We start from the raw sequence: 14594 nt of genomic DNA, 5'->3' as shown, positions 1-14594 counted from the left end.
CCTCACAGCTGGTGCGGGTGATCTGCTTTGACCTTGGGCTGTGGTGCGCAGGCATGAGTTGACTGATGAGCAGTGGCAGGTGATCGAACCGTTGCTGCCAGAGTCGGGCGCGAAGGGTCGCCCGCGGGTGGATGACCGGCGGGTGATCAACGGGAAGCTGTTCAAGGCCAAGACCGGCGTCGCGTGGCGTGACCTGCCTGACGGTATGGACCGTGGAAGACGATCTACAACCGTTCTGGCGCTGGTCACGCACCGGCACCCTGTCCGCGCCATCGGCCGCTCCCGCGGCGGACCCACCACCAAGATCCATCTCGCCTGCGACGGCCACGGACGGCCGCTGCCGATCATGTCGACCGGTGCCAATGTCAACGACTGCACCATGTCACGCAGGTCATGGCAAGAAACGAGTTTCGCCGGTCCAGCCCAGGTCGTCCGCCGACCCGGCCGAGCAGGGTTCTGGCGGACAACTTCCGTGCCATCGCCACCCGCTTTGACAAGACCGCGACGTCCTACCGAAGCACGATCGACCTGGCCACCCTGCTCCTCTGGCTTCGAGGACAGGCCCTAGGGCACGATCTGGCCGAGCCCGATCAGGTTGCCTTCGCTGTCGCGGAACCACGCCGCGCGCTCGCCGCTGCCCTTGCTCGGGTAGTTCCCGCGGACCTCGACGATGCCGTCGTCCCCGTAGTCCTCGAAGACCACCCCGCGCTCGCGCAGGCCGGCGACGGTCGCTTCGAGGTCGTCGACGTAGAACCCGGCTTGGGTGAAGGACCCGTCGGACACCCCGGCCGAGGCGTACAGGCAGAAGACTCCCGACGGGCTTTCGTAGCGAAGCCCGCCTTCGCGCTCTTCCGACGGTTCGAGACCCAGCTTTTCCCGGTACCAGCGCCGGGCGCGGTCGAGGTCCTGGGTCGGGAGACGCGCTTCGAACCGGAGGTTGGTCAGCATCACCCGAGGGTAGCCGCCGTCACCGCGATCGCGTCCTCCTCCAGCGACCCGAAGTACAGCTTCCCCCGCCACTCGCGCACGCCCACCAGCATGTGGAACCCCGGGATCTCGCCGCGGAACTCCCGTTCCACCTTGCCGTCCGCCGCGACGCCGATGACCCCGACCTCGCGACCGGGGCTGGGCTGCAGCGACGTCGGCAACGCCCGGACCCCCGCCCGCAGGAACGACGGCAGGCGGCGGACCACGTCCAGCGCCGGCACGCGCGGGGACGCCTGGGTGATCCAGATCAGCCCGTCCGAGCCCGTCGAGATGTTGTCCGGGAAGCCCCACAGGTCCTCGATCAGCGCGTCCCGGTGACCGTCCGACAGCCGGACGCGGGACACGCTGAACGCGCCCGTCTCCGCCACCGCCACGAACGACTCGTCCGGGGCCAGTGCCACGCCGTTCGCGAACTGCAAGCCGTCGAGCAGCAGGTCGATCGAACCGTCCGGGGACCTGCGCAGCAGCCGGCCGCCGGCCGTCTGCTCGATCAGGTCGTCGCGCCAGTTGTCGATGCCGAAGCGACGCGACGAGTCCGTGAAGTAGATCGTCCCGTCGGCCGCCACCGCCGCGTTGTTGCAGAACACGAAGTCCAAGCCCAACGCCGAAGTGGCCAAGGTCGACACCGCGCCGCCGGCCAGCGGCACCACCAGCAGACCCGCCCGCGCGTCGCAGATCAGCAGCTCGTCGTCGCCGTACAGCTCCAGCCCCAGCGGCCGCCCGCCCGTGTCGGCGATGACGTCGATGCGCCGGCCGTCCGGGGACACGCGCAGGATGCGCCCGTCGTCGACGCCGGCGTAGATCCGGCCTTCGCCGTCCACCACGACGTCCTCCGGGCCGTGCCCGTTCACCGGGATGACCGTGACCTCGCCGAACCGCATCGAACGTCTCCTACCGGTAGGTGAGCAGCGAAGCCGCGTCGGCCTCGAAGTGCGGGTGTTCGTTGAACGACAGCATCGTGACGCCGCCGCGGCCGGACACCAGCTTCGTGATGCCGCCGTTGACCGTGACGCGGTTGAGCTTGAGCAGTCCCACCTCGGGCGTCCCGAGCAGCAGCCCGCAGATCGTCGCGATCACGCCGCCGGAGGTGAACACGACCGCGTGCTCGCCCTTGCCGAGCGCCGCCACCAGGTCCGCCAGCGCGCCGCGGCAGCGTTCGAGGAACGCCGGCCACGTCTCGGCGCACGGCCCGTCGGCGCCGGCCGTGGTCCACGCCCTCAGCGCCGCGTCCAGGACCCCTTGGTACGCACGGGAATCCTCCTGCGGCGCGCCTCCGGCGTGGTGCCGCGCGATGTCGACGTGGTCGTACTCGTTCCAGCGCGGGTCCTCGACGACCGGGACGTCGGAGCCGAGCACCTTCAGCGCCGTCGCCGCCGTGTCCCGCTGCCGCGCGAGCGTTCCCGACCGAACCTGGTCGAAGGAGACGTTGCGCCGCAGCAGTTCCGCACCGACCACAGTGGACTGCTCGAACCCGCGCGGCGACAGCGCGTCGTAGTCCTCGGCGCCGAACGACGCCTGTCCGTGCCGGACCAGGTAGATCGCGCCCACTCAGACCCTCCCCTTCGCGATGATCTCGCGGCAGCGCCAGTCGAGGTACCCGACGAACTGCCAGAAGTCCTTGAACGCCGGGTTGCGGGTGGCGCCGTCGTGGTAGCGCCGGTACAGCTGCTGCAGCACCGCGGCGAGCCGGAACAGGCCGTAGACTTCGTAGAACCGCCAGTCGCCGATGGCCAGCCCGGTCTTCTCCGCGTACCGCGCGACGAACTCCTCGCGCGTGAACGTCCCGGGCAGGTGCGTCGGCTGGCGGCGGCTGGCCTGCATGACGTCGTCGTCGCCGGCCTGCACCCAGTAGGCGAGCATGCTGCCCAGCTCCATCAGCGGGTCGCCGAGCGTGGCCATCTCCCAGTCGAGGACACCGGTGATGTTCAGCGTCGACGGGCCGTCGAGGACCAGGTTGTCGAGCCGGTAGTCGTTGTGGATCAGGCAGATCTTGACCTCGGCGGGCTGGTTCGAAGCCAGCCACTCGCGCACCTCCGCGAAGTCGCCGACGTTGTCCGTGCGCGCCGCGGTGTAGCGGTCCGACCAGCCGCGGATCTGCCGCTCGACGTACCCGGCGCCCTTGCCGAGGTCGGCCAGCCCGGCCTTCTCGACGTCGACGGCGTGCAGGTCCACCAGCCGGTCGACGACCTTGCCGGACAGCTCGCGCGCCTGCTCCGGCGTCAGCGTCATGCCCTCGGGCAGGTCGCCGCGCAGGATCAGGCCGTCCAGCTTCTCCATGACGTAGAAGTCGCCGCCGAGCACGGCCGGGTCGTCGCCGAACGCCAGCATCCGCGGCACGTACGGGAACACCGGCCGCAGCGCGTGCTGCACGCGGTATTCGCGCCGCATGTCGTGCGCCGACGCCGCCTTGTGCCCGGCGGGCGGGCGGCGCAGGATCAGCTCGCGGTCCGGGTAGGTCAGCAGGTACGTCAGGTTCGACGCGCCGCCGGGGAACTGCCGGACGCCCGGCGGCTCGTCGCCGAGGCCCTCGACCCGCGCGGCCAGCCAGGCGTGCACCGCGGCCGCGTCGAAGGCGTCTTCCTCGCGCACCTCGACGGTGGTCACGCGAACCTCCGCAGGACCGCGGCCGGCGCCACGCGCATCACGAGGCTCATCGGCACCCACGGCCACGCCGGGACGTAGGCCCGCGCCCGCTCGGCCTCGACCGCCTTGACCATCGCCCGCGCGCCGCTCTCGGCCCTGGTCAGCAACGGGTTCCGGCCGATCCGGTCGTTCATCTCCGACTCGATGTAGCCCGGCCGGATGTCGGTGACCTTGATGCCCTTCGGCTTGAGCTCCAGGCGCGTGCCGTCGACGAACGCCGAGATCCCCGCCTTCGAAGCGGCGTACGCGGTGAGGTTGCGCGGCAGGCCGCGGATCGCGCTGAACGACGAGACGACGGCGAGGTGCCCGGCGCCCTGCTCGCAGAAGATCCCGGCGGCGGCCTCGATCTGGGCGGCGGCCGCGACGAAGTTGACCTCGAGGGTCTGCCGGTTGGCGTCGAACCGCCCCTTCCCGACCGGCTGCCCCTTCCCGAGCCCGGCGTTCACGATCACCCGGTCGAGGGACCCCAGCTCGGCGCGGAACTCCTCGAAGACGGTGAAGACGCTGTCGTGGTCGGTGACGTCGAGCTTGCGCGTGACGACCTTGATCCCGGGGTGGGCCGCGGTCAGCTCGGCGGCCAGTTTTTCGAGCCGGTCGGTGCGTCGCGCGCAGAGGGCGAGATTGCGGCCTTTGGCCGCGAACTGCCGGGCCATGCCTTCGCCCAAACCGCTGCTCGCGCCGGTGATCAGGATGTTCTTCCGGATCGTCATGAACGGGATGCTACCCGGAAGTAATAAGACCGGTGGCCCGGCGCTGGGGGCGTCGCCGGGCCACCGGTCATCGCGCGGCCACCCCGGCCGGTCGCACAACGCGGCCGGGTGAGCCGGAGCCGTTGTCCACGGCCGGCGCCCGCATCCGGATGGGCCGTGAGGGGGAGGCGGAGCCACCGGCGCGGGCAAGTCATACAAGCGCGTCCGCCCAGGCCGGGGCAATGGTTCACAGTTGCCAGTACTAGCCCGTTCGCCTGAGCGGACGTCGTGGGCCACCCCGCCGAGGGGGTGGCGGCTCCGGTCGCGGCGCCGTCCGGCAGCAGCGACGGCGTAAACCGGCGCCCGGGGCAAATCGGTCGCGGACCGTGTCCGCTCACCTCCGGTCGGATTGGTAACGTGCACCGTGTCGGGGATCGTCGGGGGACGTTACGGGGCGGGTCGGCACATGGCGGGCAGCACGGCGGGCGGTCAGCAGGGTGAGCGCACCGCGTTCGCCACCCACCTGCGCGCGGCCATCGCCACCAGCGGGCTCTCCCTCGACCGGATCCAGGCGCGGCTGCGTGCCCGCGGCGTCGTCGTCAGCGTCACCGCCCTCAGCTATTGGCAGTCCGGCAAGCGCCAGCCGGAGCGGCAGAGCTCGCTCTCCGCGGTGCGCACGCTGGAAGAGATCCTCGACGTCCCCGCCGGCTCGCTGCTCGGGCTGCTGCCGCCGCCGAGGCCCCGTGGCGGCGCCGGGAAGCGCCATGTGGGCGGCGAGCCCATGACGTTCCCCCGCGAGACGCTCCAGCCGTTGCTGGACAAGGTCGGCGCGCCGGACGCGCTCGAGCGCCAGCACCCGCTGAAGCTGGTCGGGCTGCACGACCTGTGCGAGATCGCCGCGGACGGCGGCCAGCGCGCGGTCACCGCGCGGGCGGTGTTCCAGGCGGGCGCGGACGGGCAGGACCGCTGGCTGCTCGTCTACACCCAGGACGACCCGGCCGCCGGCGCGCCGGAGCTGCACGCCGTGCGCAACTGCCGGGTCGGGCGCGCCGAGACCGACGAGGCCCACGGCCTGATCGTCGCCGAGCTGATCTTCGACCAGCCGATCGACCGCGGCGAGACGCACCTCATCGAGTACACGCTGACCAACGGCGGGCCGCCGTACCCGGAGTGCCGCAACACCTACTACCGCGAGTTCCGGCGCCCGGTGCGCGAGTACCTGCTGGAGGTCCGGTTCGCCTTGGGCACGGCACCCGAGCGTTGCTGGCAGTACGCCCGCAACGGCGCGGGCGGCGCGGGCACCCGGCGCCCGCTCAAGCTCGACGGCGGCGACGGCGTCCACGCGGTGGCCCTGGACTTCGGCCCGGGAGTGTTCGGCATCGACTGGGACTGACGTACCCGTACTCCGAAGGTACGTCACTCGCGGTGGGCGGCCGCCGCGGTGGCCAGCTCCGTGCGGTTCGCGATGCCCAGCTTGGCGTAGACGTGGGCGAGGTGCGTCTTCACCGTGCCGCGGCTCATGAACAGCCGGGCGCCGATCTCCGGGTTCGTGCAGCCCTCGGCCGCGAGCTTCACCACCTCCCGCTCGGTCGGCGTCAGGCTCCCCCAGCCACTCGACGGGCGGCCGCGCGCACCCCGCGTCCGGCGGACGAACGCGACGACGTCGTCGAGGCTCATCGGCGGTTCGTCCGTCGCCAGTCCGAGCGCGTCCAGCGACTCCTGCTCCGCCGGGCGACGCGGAAAGCCCAGGTCGGCGCGGACGCGGGAAGCCGAGACGAGCACCCGGGCGGCGTCGGCGTCGCGTCCGGTGCGGGCGAGGAGCGTCGTCAGCGCGTCCAGGCTGCCCAGGACGCCCAGGCGGAGGCCGTGGTCGAGGCGCAGCGCCAGCGCCTCGTGGTGCAGCTCGGCGGCCTGCTCCGGCCCGGCGAGGTACCCCTGCCGGTCCAGTGCGTCGGCCAGCGCCGACCGCAGGCCCCAGCGCCGGGTCAGCTCGACGGCGGTGGCCAGCACCTCCGCCGCCTCGTCGGTCCGGCCGAGCGCGCGCAGCACGGCGCCGCGTTCGGCGAGCCCCTGCGACGCCATGTACGTCCCGGGAACGGCTTCGCGCTCGAACCAGCGCGCCGCCTCCTCGAACTCGCCGCGACGCCGGTGCAGCTCGCCCATCACCCCGGCCATGCCGGGCACGAAGACGTCCCCCGCGGTTTCGAGGAGCCGCAAGAACGGTTCCATCACACGGAACCCGGCGTCGACGTCACCGGCCAGGCAGTGCACCATCGCCAGCCGGCACAGCGTCGTGTTGACGCGGTGGAAGTCCGCGAGCGGCGCGGCGACCTCGACCGCGCGCTCGGCGAGTTCACGCGCCCGCGGCAGGTCCGCCGACGCGAGCGCGATCGCCGACCGCGCACTGAGGACGGTCGACGCGAGTCCGCGGTCGCCTCGGCGAAGGAGTCCTTCGGCCGCTTCGGCGAGCAGAGGGTCGGCTTCGTCGTGACGGTCGCGGGCGTGCGCCACGATTCCGCGCAGCATCAACGCACTGTCGCGCGCGAAGCCGTCGGTTCCCGCGGCCTTCTCGGCTTCGAGCGCGACGTCCCAGGCGGCGTCGAAGTCCGTGTAGAGGTGCCCGAGGGCGGTCAGCGAGAGGCACCGCGCGCGCAGTCCCGCTTCGCCGGCTTCGGTGGCGATTTCGAGGCCCAGGCGGGCGGCTTCGACGTCGAACGGCGCCGTCGTGTCCGCGACGAGGCCCATCCCGGTGAGCAGCCGGGCCTGCAGCGGCGAGCGCTCGTCCGGGCAGCGGGCCACCGCGCGCTTCAGGTACGCCAGGCCCTCGTGGCCGCGGCCGCGCAGGTTCCACAGCCACGCGACGGCGGCCGCGAGCCGACGGCCCCGGGTGGGATCTTCCCGCGCCAGCCCCCATTCCAGGGCCGCGCGGAAGTTGTCGCACTCCGGTTCGACCCGCGCGCGCCAGGCGTCCTTGTCCCGGTCGAGGTCCGGTTCGGCGGCTTCGGCGAGGGCGAGGAAGTGGTCGAGGTGGCGGTCGCGGACGGCGTCGGTCTCGCCCGCCTCGGCCAGCCGGGCCGCCGCGTACTCGCGCAGGGTCTCCAAAAGCCGGTAGCGGCCGTTTTCGGCCAGCACCAAGGACTTGTCGACCAGCCGGCCCAGCGCGGCCGGGCCGCCCGCCGCGTCGAGCGTGAACCCACCGGCGAACACCGAAAGCCGCCGGAAGACCACGCGGTCTTCGTCGTCGAGCTGGTCGTGGCTCCACGCGATCGACGCGGCCAGGGTCCGCTGCCGCGCCGGCACGCCGCGCGGGCCGCGGGTGAGCAGGGCGAACCGGTCGTCGAGGCCGGCGTCGATCTGGTGCGGGGTAAGGGTTCCGAGCCACGCGGCGGCGAGCTCGACGGCCAGCGGGATGCCGTCGAGCCGGGTGCAGACCGCTCGGACGGCGGCCGCGCTCGAAGTGTCCAAAGTGAACAGTGGCCGGACCGCGCCCGCGCGTTCGACGAACAGCGCGACAGCCTCCTCGACGGCCAGCGGCGGCACCCGCCACACCGTCTCCCCCGGCACGCCGAGGGGTTCCCGGCTGGTCGTCAGCAGCGCGACCTCGGGGCAGGACCGCAGCAGTTCGACGGCGAGGTCCGCGACGCCGTCGAGGACCTGTTCGCAGTTGTCGAGGCAGAGCAGGACGCGGCGGTCGCGCAGGTCCGTCGCGACCGAGCGCGCGGCGCCCGCGTGGGGCTCCACCGGCACACCGAGCACCGCGGCGACCAGCTCGCCGACCTCGGCGCGGCCGGTGACGGCGTCGAGTTCGACCCACCACACGCCATCGGGCCACCGCCCGGCCGCGGCGGCCGCGACCTGGGCGGCCAGCCGGGTCTTGCCGCTGCCGCCGGGCCCGGCGAGCGTGACGAGCCTGCCGCCGGCAAGCCGTCCTCCGACCGCGGCGGCCTCGGTCTCGCGGCCGACGAACCCGGTGAGCTGCACCGGGAGATTGTTCGGGACGGCGTCGAGCGAGCGGAGCGGAGCGGGGGTCCCGCCGAGCTGGAAGACCCGCTCCGGCGCGGTGAGGTCGGGCAACCGGTGGACGCCGAGGTCGTGCAGCGAGACCAACGCATCCCCCGCACCCAGCGCTGCGGCGGCGGACGCCGAGATGAGGGTCCGGCCGTCGGTGGCCAGCTCTCGCAGCCACCTGCAGCGCCGGACGGCGGGTCCGGTGGGCGTGCCGTCGTCGCGGACCAGCGCTTCGCCGGTGTGGAGGGCGGCCGGACCGCCGGTCAGGGTCGCCAGCGCGTCTTCCGGCGTCGCGAAGACGGCTGGGGGCGCGTCCCCGGCGCAGAGGATCGTGACCGTGCCGGCGGGGCGGAGGTTCGTCTCGGTCATGGCCCGGCCAGTCTGCCAGCGATCTCGGCCAGGTGGCAGATGTCCCGGCGCGCGGCGGCTGCGACCTTTGACGGTGTGGAGACGTTCGAGGAGCTGCTGACCCGCTGGCGGGACGCCGAGTCCCGCGGCGCCGGCACCGCGGCCTTCCTGGCCGGTGACTTCCGCGGCGACGGCCCGGACGGGCGCGTGCTCGACCGGGACGCCTGGCCCGGCCGGGCCCCCGCGGGCGCGTTCCGGTGGACCGACCTGCGGGTGACGCCGTCGGTCGGCGTCGCCACGGGTCACCGCGACGGGGCCGGCTGCACGGTGGTGGCCGCGCGGCGCGGCGGACGCTGGCAGATCGTCAACGTCCAGCGCGGCTCATAACTCGCTTTTCGGGGGGTCCGGGTGGCGAAGCCTCGGTTGTCACTGCAACTTGGTCCGGAGCACCTTCCCGGTCGCGTTGCGAGGCAGCTCGTCCAGGAACTCGACATCGCGGGGCACCTTGTAGCGCGCCAGGTTCGCCTTCACGTAGTCGCGGACGCCCTCGACGTCGAGCTTCGCGCCGTCGGCCAGCACGACGAACGCCTTGAGGCGCTGGCCGAACTCCGGGTCCTCGACGCCGATCACCGCCGCTTCCAGCACGTCTTCCCGCTCGACCAGGAGGTTCTCCACCTCGATCGGGAACACGTTCTCGCCGCCGGAGACGATCATCTCGTCGTCGCGGCCGTCGATGAAGAGCAAGCCGTCTTCGTCGAAGTGGCCGACGTCGCCGCTGGAGAGGAGGCCGTCGATGATCTCCTTGTGGCGGCCGTCGGTGTAGCCGCCGAAGCTGAGGCCGCTGCCGACGAACACCCGGCCGGTCACGTGCGGCTCGGTGATGCGACCGCCGTTCGCGTCGTAGAGCGCCACCTTGCAGCCGACCGGCGCGCGGCCGACCGTGCCCGGCGCCTTCGCCCAGTCTTCCGGCGTCGCGACCGTCGCCACGGCGACCTCGGTCGAGCCGTAGAGGTTGTGCACGACCGGGCCGAACGCCTCGTTCGCGCGGTTGCCGAGGTCCGGCGACAGCGCCGAGCCGGCGACGAAGATGATCCGCAGCGCCGACGTGTCGTACTTCTCGCGGACGTCCTTCGGCAGGTCGACGATGCGCTGCAGCATGGTCGGCACCAGCACGAGCGCGGTGCACTTGTGCTCGGCGACGCCGCGCAGCGCTTCCTCAGGCGTGAACTTGCGGCGCATCACGACCTTCGAGCCGAGCGCGAAGGAGAGGATGAACTGCGAGAGGCCGGTGCCGTGAAACAGCGGCGCGCCCATGTAGGTGGCTTCGTTGGACCGCAACGGGATCCGGTCGAGGAACTGCGCCGACGCCAGCGCCGAGGTGTGCGGCCGCGGCGCGCCCTTCGGCGTTCCGGTGGTGCCGCTGGTCAGCAGAACGAACCCGCCCGGCTTGGCGGGCGCGGGCCACGGCCGGTCGTCGGTGCTGGCGATGATCTCGGCCAGCACCGGCACGTCCCGGTCGCTCAGGTCGCTGTCCGGGTCGACCCAGGCCAGGTAGCGCTCGACGCCGTCGGGGATCGCGTCGAGCAGGCCGGTGAACTCCTGGTCGTACACGATCGCGGTGACGCCCTCGCGCTTGGCGACGTCGGCCAGCTGCGGCTTGGCGAAGCCGGTGTTCATGAGCAGCAGGCGGACGCCGAGCTTGCCGGCCGCGGCCATCGTGATGACCAGGCCGCGGTGGTCGCGGCACAGCGCGGCGACGACCTGGCCCGGCTTGATCCCCCGCTCGGACCAGGCCCTGGCCAGCGCGTTCGACTGGTCGTCCAGCTGCTTGTAGGTCAGCGGCCCGAGCTCGTCGACGATGCCGACGGCGGTCGGGTCGCGGCGCGCGGAGATGTGGTTCGCGCCGGCGAACGGGCCGAACTTGCGCAGCGCGACCAGCGACCGGACCCCTTCGTCGAGCCGGGGGAAGGGGACGAGACCGGCCCGGCGCATCACGTCCACGCTGCGCGCTGTCTCCGCCACCTTGTCCGCCACCTGCGTGGCGAGCTCGACCAGGCTCATCCGGGCACCTCCGTTGCTGCGGGGAAGAGAGTCCACGCCGACGGCGGGCGTACCGGCGGTATGGGAGCTACTGGAGAGTAAACCAACCGTACGCCGAGTGCACCAGCCCGCGACCGCGCGAAAACTGTCGGTGGTGGGCGTCATGATGTCTTCGTGCAGGTGATCGCCGGGCGGGAGGAGGACGGGAGCTTCACCGTGCAGTCACCGTCGTCGACGGCGAACGGCCTGGACGACGCGGGTTTCGCGGCGCTGGCCCGGGAGCTGGAGGCGTCGCTGCGGCCGCGCTGGGTGTTCCCGTCGGTGGAGCTGCTGTACCCGGTGCTCGTCGCGGCCGGGGTGCGGGTCGAACGCTGCTACGACCTCGCGCTGGCCGAGGGGCTGCTGCTGGCGCACGAGGGTCAGGAGGGGCAGTCGCGGAGCCTGCGCGCGGCCTGGGCCAGGGCGAACGGCGAGGAAGCGCCACCCGACTCCGCGGACGTCGAGCTGGCGCAGCCGACGCTGTTCGAGACCAGGGTGCCGACGCTGCCCGAGGGCGTGACGGTCGTCACGGCGGTCCGGCGCGTGCTCGCGGAGCAGGAGCGGCGGGTGGCCGCGGCCGAGTACCCGGACCGGATGCGGCTGCTGCTCGCGGCGGAGTCGGCGAGCGCGCTGGCCGCCGCGGAGATGTCGGCCGACGGCCTGCCGTGGCGCGCCGACCTGCACGAGGAGCTGCTGGTGTCCCGGCTCGGCCCGCGGGTGCGCGCCGGGGAGCGGCCGAAGGTGCTGGTGGAGCTGGCGGCGAAGATCAGCGAGGCGTTCGGCGGGCGGCCGGTCAACCCGGACTCGCCGCCGAGCGTGGTCAAGGCGCTGGCCTGGGCCGGGATCGAGGTGCCGGCCGCGCGGAAGTACCTGCTGAAGGGGATCGACCATCCCGCCGTCGGGCCGTTGCTGGAGTACAAGGAGCTGTCCCGGCTCTACGCGGCGAACGGCTGGGCGTGGCTCGAGGAGTGGGTCGCCGACGGCCGGTTCCGGCCGCACTACGTCGTCGGCGGGGTGGTGTCCGGGCGCTGGGCCAGCCGCGGCGGCGGGGCGCTGCAGATCCCGAAGGTGCTGCGCACGTGCGTGCGCGCGGACCCGGGCTGGAAGCTGGTGGTGGCCGACGCGGCCCAGCTCGAACCACGGGTGCTGACGGCGTTGTCGGGCGACCGCCGGCTGGCCGACGTCGCGGCGGCGACGGACCTGTACGCGCGGCTGGGCGAGGCGCTGTTTTCGGGCGCCCGCTGGGTCCCGGCCGCGGGCGACGACCGCGACGACCGGGCGCGCGCGAAGATCGCGATGCTCTCGGCGATGTACGGCGGCACGTCCGGCGAAGCGGGACCGCTGCTAGCCTTGCTGCGCCAGCGTTTCCCGGACGCGGTGTCCTATGTGGAGCACGCCGCGCAGGCGGGCGAGCGCGGTGAGCGCGTCCGCTCCCGGCTGGGCCGGACGTCTCCCGCGCCGTCGGCGGCTTGGCGGGCGCTGACCGGCGGTCTGGCTTCGGACGAGGCCGGGGAGCTGAAGGCCCGCCGGGCTTCACGCGGCTGGGGCCGGTTCACGCGCAACTTCGTCGTCCAGGCCAGCGCGGCCGACATGACGGCGGTGATGCTGGCAACGCTCCGCCAGCGCCTCCCGGCCCCGGCCCACCTGGTGTTCTTCCAGCACGACGAAGTCATCGTCCACACCCCGGCCAAGCTGGCAGAGGAGGTGTCTTCCGCGATCACGGACTCGATCGCGGAGGCGGCCCGCATGCTGTTCGGCCCGGCCTGCCCGGTCCGCTTCCCGATGCAGGTCGCGGTGGTCGACACCTACGCCGACGCGAAGTAGCCGTACCCGGACGGACGACACGCGCACGCAGATGGACGACACGCGTACCCAGCTGGACGACACGGCCGGTCGGTCGTGTCGTCCGTCCAGGTACGCGAGTCGTCCGGCCGGGTACGTGTGTCGTCCGGCCGGGTACGCGTGTCGTCCGGCTGGGTACGCGTCAGCCGAACATCGAGAGCGTCTGCGTGCCGACGTCCTGGTTCGGCAGGGTCTTGCCCGGGTTGCCGCGGAAGTCGGTCCAGACCGGGTGCAGGCGGAAGTCGGTGCCGACCGCCGCCGCGGTGTAGTCGCCGATGAACACGCCCTGCAGCTCCTTGCCGGTCACCGCGCCCGTCGAGACGAACTGGACCTGCGGGTTCGCCGTCTGCGTCGTGATCCGGCGGATCGGGGACGAACGGTCGCCCCAGCCGGTGGCGTAGGCGTAGTCGAGGCCGATGCCGTGCGGGTCGTACGCCCGGGTGTAGAACGTGACCGCGACCCGTCCGGCCAGCGCCGCGACCGCCGGGAACACCTCGTCGGCGCCCGTGCCGATCTTCACGGGCTTCGACCAGCCGTGGCGGCCGTCGGACCCGCTCAGGAACGCGTCGCCGTTCGTCTTGACCGACTCTCCGTCGCGGTAGACGCCGTTGCGGTCGTCGGCCCAGGTCACCCACAGGTGATCGGTCACGCGGTCGTAGGTCAGCTGCGGGAAGCTGTTGACGCGGAAGTTCTCCCCGGTCAGCGCGTTGTTGGCGACGTCTTCGTCGACCGGGAAGTCGAAGTCGAGCGCCACCTCCGTGTTCCGGAACGTGCGTCCGCCGTCCCGCGAGGTCGCCACGACGACGGCGTCGTGATCGGCCGGCTGGTCGCACGCCGCGGTCGCGCACACCGACGTCTCGTAGGCGATCTGGAGCGTCTTGTCACGGGTGACGACCGGGTTCGAGCCGCTGCCGTAGGGCGTGATTCCCCCGTGGAAACCGGACAGTGACGGCGAAACCCGGCGCATCGGCGACCACGTCCGGCCGAAGTCGGCCGACTTCGACAGCACGATCGGCGACTCGGTGAACCCGCCGTCGGCGTCGTAGGTGAACTGCGTCCAGGTCACGTAGACGTCGCCGGACACGGGGTCGGCGGCGATCCACTCCTTGTCGTTGAAGATGTTCGTGGGGGTCGGCGTGCCGGCCGGCGTGAGGCCGTCGAGGTGCAGGATCGCCGGGTCGCCGAAGCTGCGCCCGCCGTCGTGGGACACCGACACGGCGATGCCGCTGGCGAGCTGCTGGTCGTCGGGAACCGCCGCCCGGCTGAACAGGAGCGTGGCGTAGTAGACGGTGTTGTGCGGCCCGAACGCGACCGCCGGGTCACCCGCGGCGTCCATGTAGGACAGTGGAGCCGGCGCGCCGGTCGGGAAGTTCAGGTGCGGCAGCTGGACGTTCGCCCAGGTCCGGCCGCCGTCGAACGACGTGTAGGCGAAGCCGCCGGAGTCGTTGCGCGCCTCGCGGGTGTTGTAGAGCCGGTAGTCGTTCGAACCGGCGACGATGTTGCGCGGGTTCTCGGGGTTGACGGCGACGGTCGTCTCGTTCTGGGCGGTGCTGCAGCCGGTCTGGCTGCCGGTGGGCACGATCGTGTCGCCCGCGATGACGTCGTTGTTGGGGGCGAGCGGCCGGTAGGGGTTCGGCTTGCCGATGTAGGTCTGGCAGAGCGCGGACAGCGCCGGATCGTCGCCGTCCTCTTCTTCCTCCTCGGCGAACTGCTCCTTCAGCAGCGGATTCGGCACGTCGTGCCGAGCCTCCGCCGCGATCTTGTGCTTGCTGTGCAGCGGATCCACCGGCAGCGGCGAACCCCCGCCCTCGGCGGCGTGCGCGGCCGGCGCGAGGACGACGGCGAGCGGCAGGACGAGCGCGGTGAGCGTGGCGAAGATTCTGCGCTTGGCGGACGAAACACCTGAGGACATCGGAAGATCCTTTCCCAGGAGGTCTTCAGCCGTCCCAGGCTTGACGCCCGTCCGCGCGCGGTCAACCGACGGAAGTTCGGAACCAC

11 protein-coding genes and 2 pseudogenes are annotated in these 14594 nt (G+C 72.5%); 5 read left to right on the top strand and 8 right to left on the bottom strand.

Going from position 1 to position 14594, the window contains the following annotated elements; all coding sequences use genetic code 11:
- Nucleotides 1-40: 40 nt before the first annotated feature.
- Both ABZ342_RS18830 and ABZ342_RS18825 read left to right on the top strand, forming a co-directional pair.
- Nucleotides 41-151, top strand: a pseudogene (locus ABZ342_RS18830) (transposase); the annotation flags it as partial.
- 117 nt (nucleotides 152-268) lie between these two features.
- Nucleotides 269-379, top strand: a pseudogene (locus tag ABZ342_RS18825) (IS5/IS1182 family transposase); the annotation flags it as partial.
- A 185-nt stretch (nucleotides 380-564) separates the two neighbouring features.
- Here ABZ342_RS18825 and ABZ342_RS18820 read toward each other — a convergent pair.
- From ABZ342_RS18820 to ABZ342_RS18800, 5 genes are read right to left on the bottom strand one after another with little or no spacing between them, the layout of a single operon-like run.
- Entirely contained in the window at nucleotides 565-948 is a 384-nt protein-coding gene (locus ABZ342_RS18820) for a VOC family protein (RefSeq protein WP_196425212.1), read from the bottom strand.
- Complete coding sequence (locus tag ABZ342_RS18815) at nucleotides 948-1868, bottom strand: SMP-30/gluconolactonase/LRE family protein (RefSeq protein WP_360474370.1); 921 nt, start codon at nucleotides 1866-1868, stop codon at nucleotides 948-950. The genes ABZ342_RS18820 and ABZ342_RS18815 overlap by 1 nt, the downstream gene beginning before the upstream one ends.
- A gap of 10 nt (nucleotides 1869-1878) precedes the next feature.
- On the bottom strand, nucleotides 1879-2535 hold the full coding sequence (locus ABZ342_RS18810; RefSeq protein WP_360474368.1) for a histidine phosphatase family protein: 657 nt from the start codon (nucleotides 2533-2535) through the stop codon (nucleotides 1879-1881).
- On the bottom strand, nucleotides 2536-3591 hold the full coding sequence (locus tag ABZ342_RS18805) for a phosphotransferase family protein (RefSeq protein WP_360474366.1): 1056 nt from the start codon (nucleotides 3589-3591) through the stop codon (nucleotides 2536-2538).
- Complete coding sequence (locus ABZ342_RS18800) at nucleotides 3588-4340, bottom strand: SDR family oxidoreductase (RefSeq protein WP_360474364.1); 753 nt, start codon at nucleotides 4338-4340, stop codon at nucleotides 3588-3590. Before ABZ342_RS18800 ends, ABZ342_RS18805 begins: the two co-directional genes overlap by 4 nt.
- A 445-nt stretch (nucleotides 4341-4785) precedes the next feature.
- Here ABZ342_RS18800 and ABZ342_RS18795 point away from each other — a divergent pair, with 445 nt between their 5' ends.
- Complete coding sequence (locus tag ABZ342_RS18795; RefSeq protein WP_360474362.1) at nucleotides 4786-5712, top strand: hypothetical protein; 927 nt, start codon at nucleotides 4786-4788, stop codon at nucleotides 5710-5712.
- Nucleotides 5713-5735: 23 nt separating this feature from the next.
- Here the strand turns inward: ABZ342_RS18795 and ABZ342_RS18790 are convergent, their stop codons facing one another.
- Nucleotides 5736-8696 carry a LuxR C-terminal-related transcriptional regulator gene (locus tag ABZ342_RS18790; RefSeq protein ID WP_360474360.1) on the bottom strand — a complete coding sequence of 987 codons (2961 nt, stop codon included), beginning with the start codon at nucleotides 8694-8696 and terminating at the stop codon, nucleotides 5736-5738.
- Nucleotides 8697-8771: 75 nt separating this feature from the next.
- On the opposite strand from ABZ342_RS18790, the gene ABZ342_RS18785 reads away from it, so the two are divergent.
- Nucleotides 8772-9062 (top strand): nuclear transport factor 2 family protein, encoded by a 291-nt coding sequence (locus ABZ342_RS18785; protein WP_155544312.1) that lies wholly within the window; start codon nucleotides 8772-8774, stop codon nucleotides 9060-9062.
- Between the two features lie 39 nt (nucleotides 9063-9101).
- Here ABZ342_RS18785 and ABZ342_RS18780 read toward each other — a convergent pair whose 3' ends face one another.
- Nucleotides 9102-10736, bottom strand: coding sequence for an acyl-CoA synthetase (locus ABZ342_RS18780; RefSeq protein WP_155541806.1), 1635 nt, complete (start codon nucleotides 10734-10736; stop codon nucleotides 9102-9104).
- A 153-nt stretch (nucleotides 10737-10889) separates the two neighbouring features.
- On the opposite strand from ABZ342_RS18780, the gene ABZ342_RS18775 reads away from it, so the two are divergent.
- A complete protein-coding gene (locus ABZ342_RS18775) occupies nucleotides 10890-12578 on the top strand; it encodes a bifunctional 3'-5' exonuclease/DNA polymerase (RefSeq protein ID WP_360474358.1) in 1689 nt (562 codons plus the stop codon).
- A gap of 160 nt (nucleotides 12579-12738) precedes the next feature.
- Here ABZ342_RS18775 and ABZ342_RS18770 read toward each other — a convergent pair whose 3' ends face one another.
- Nucleotides 12739-14508, bottom strand: a complete 1770-nt coding sequence (locus tag ABZ342_RS18770; protein ID WP_360474356.1) for a sialidase family protein — start codon at nucleotides 14506-14508, stop codon at nucleotides 12739-12741.
- Between the last annotated feature and the right edge of the window lie 86 nt (nucleotides 14509-14594).

The sequence above is a fragment of the Amycolatopsis sp. NPDC005961 genome, assembly GCF_040629235.1.
Taxonomy (GTDB): Bacteria; Actinomycetota; Actinomycetes; order Mycobacteriales; family Pseudonocardiaceae; genus Amycolatopsis; species Amycolatopsis camponoti.
Note: the sequence above shows the minus strand (reverse complement) of the source record. Positions and strands in the feature narration are given on the sequence as shown.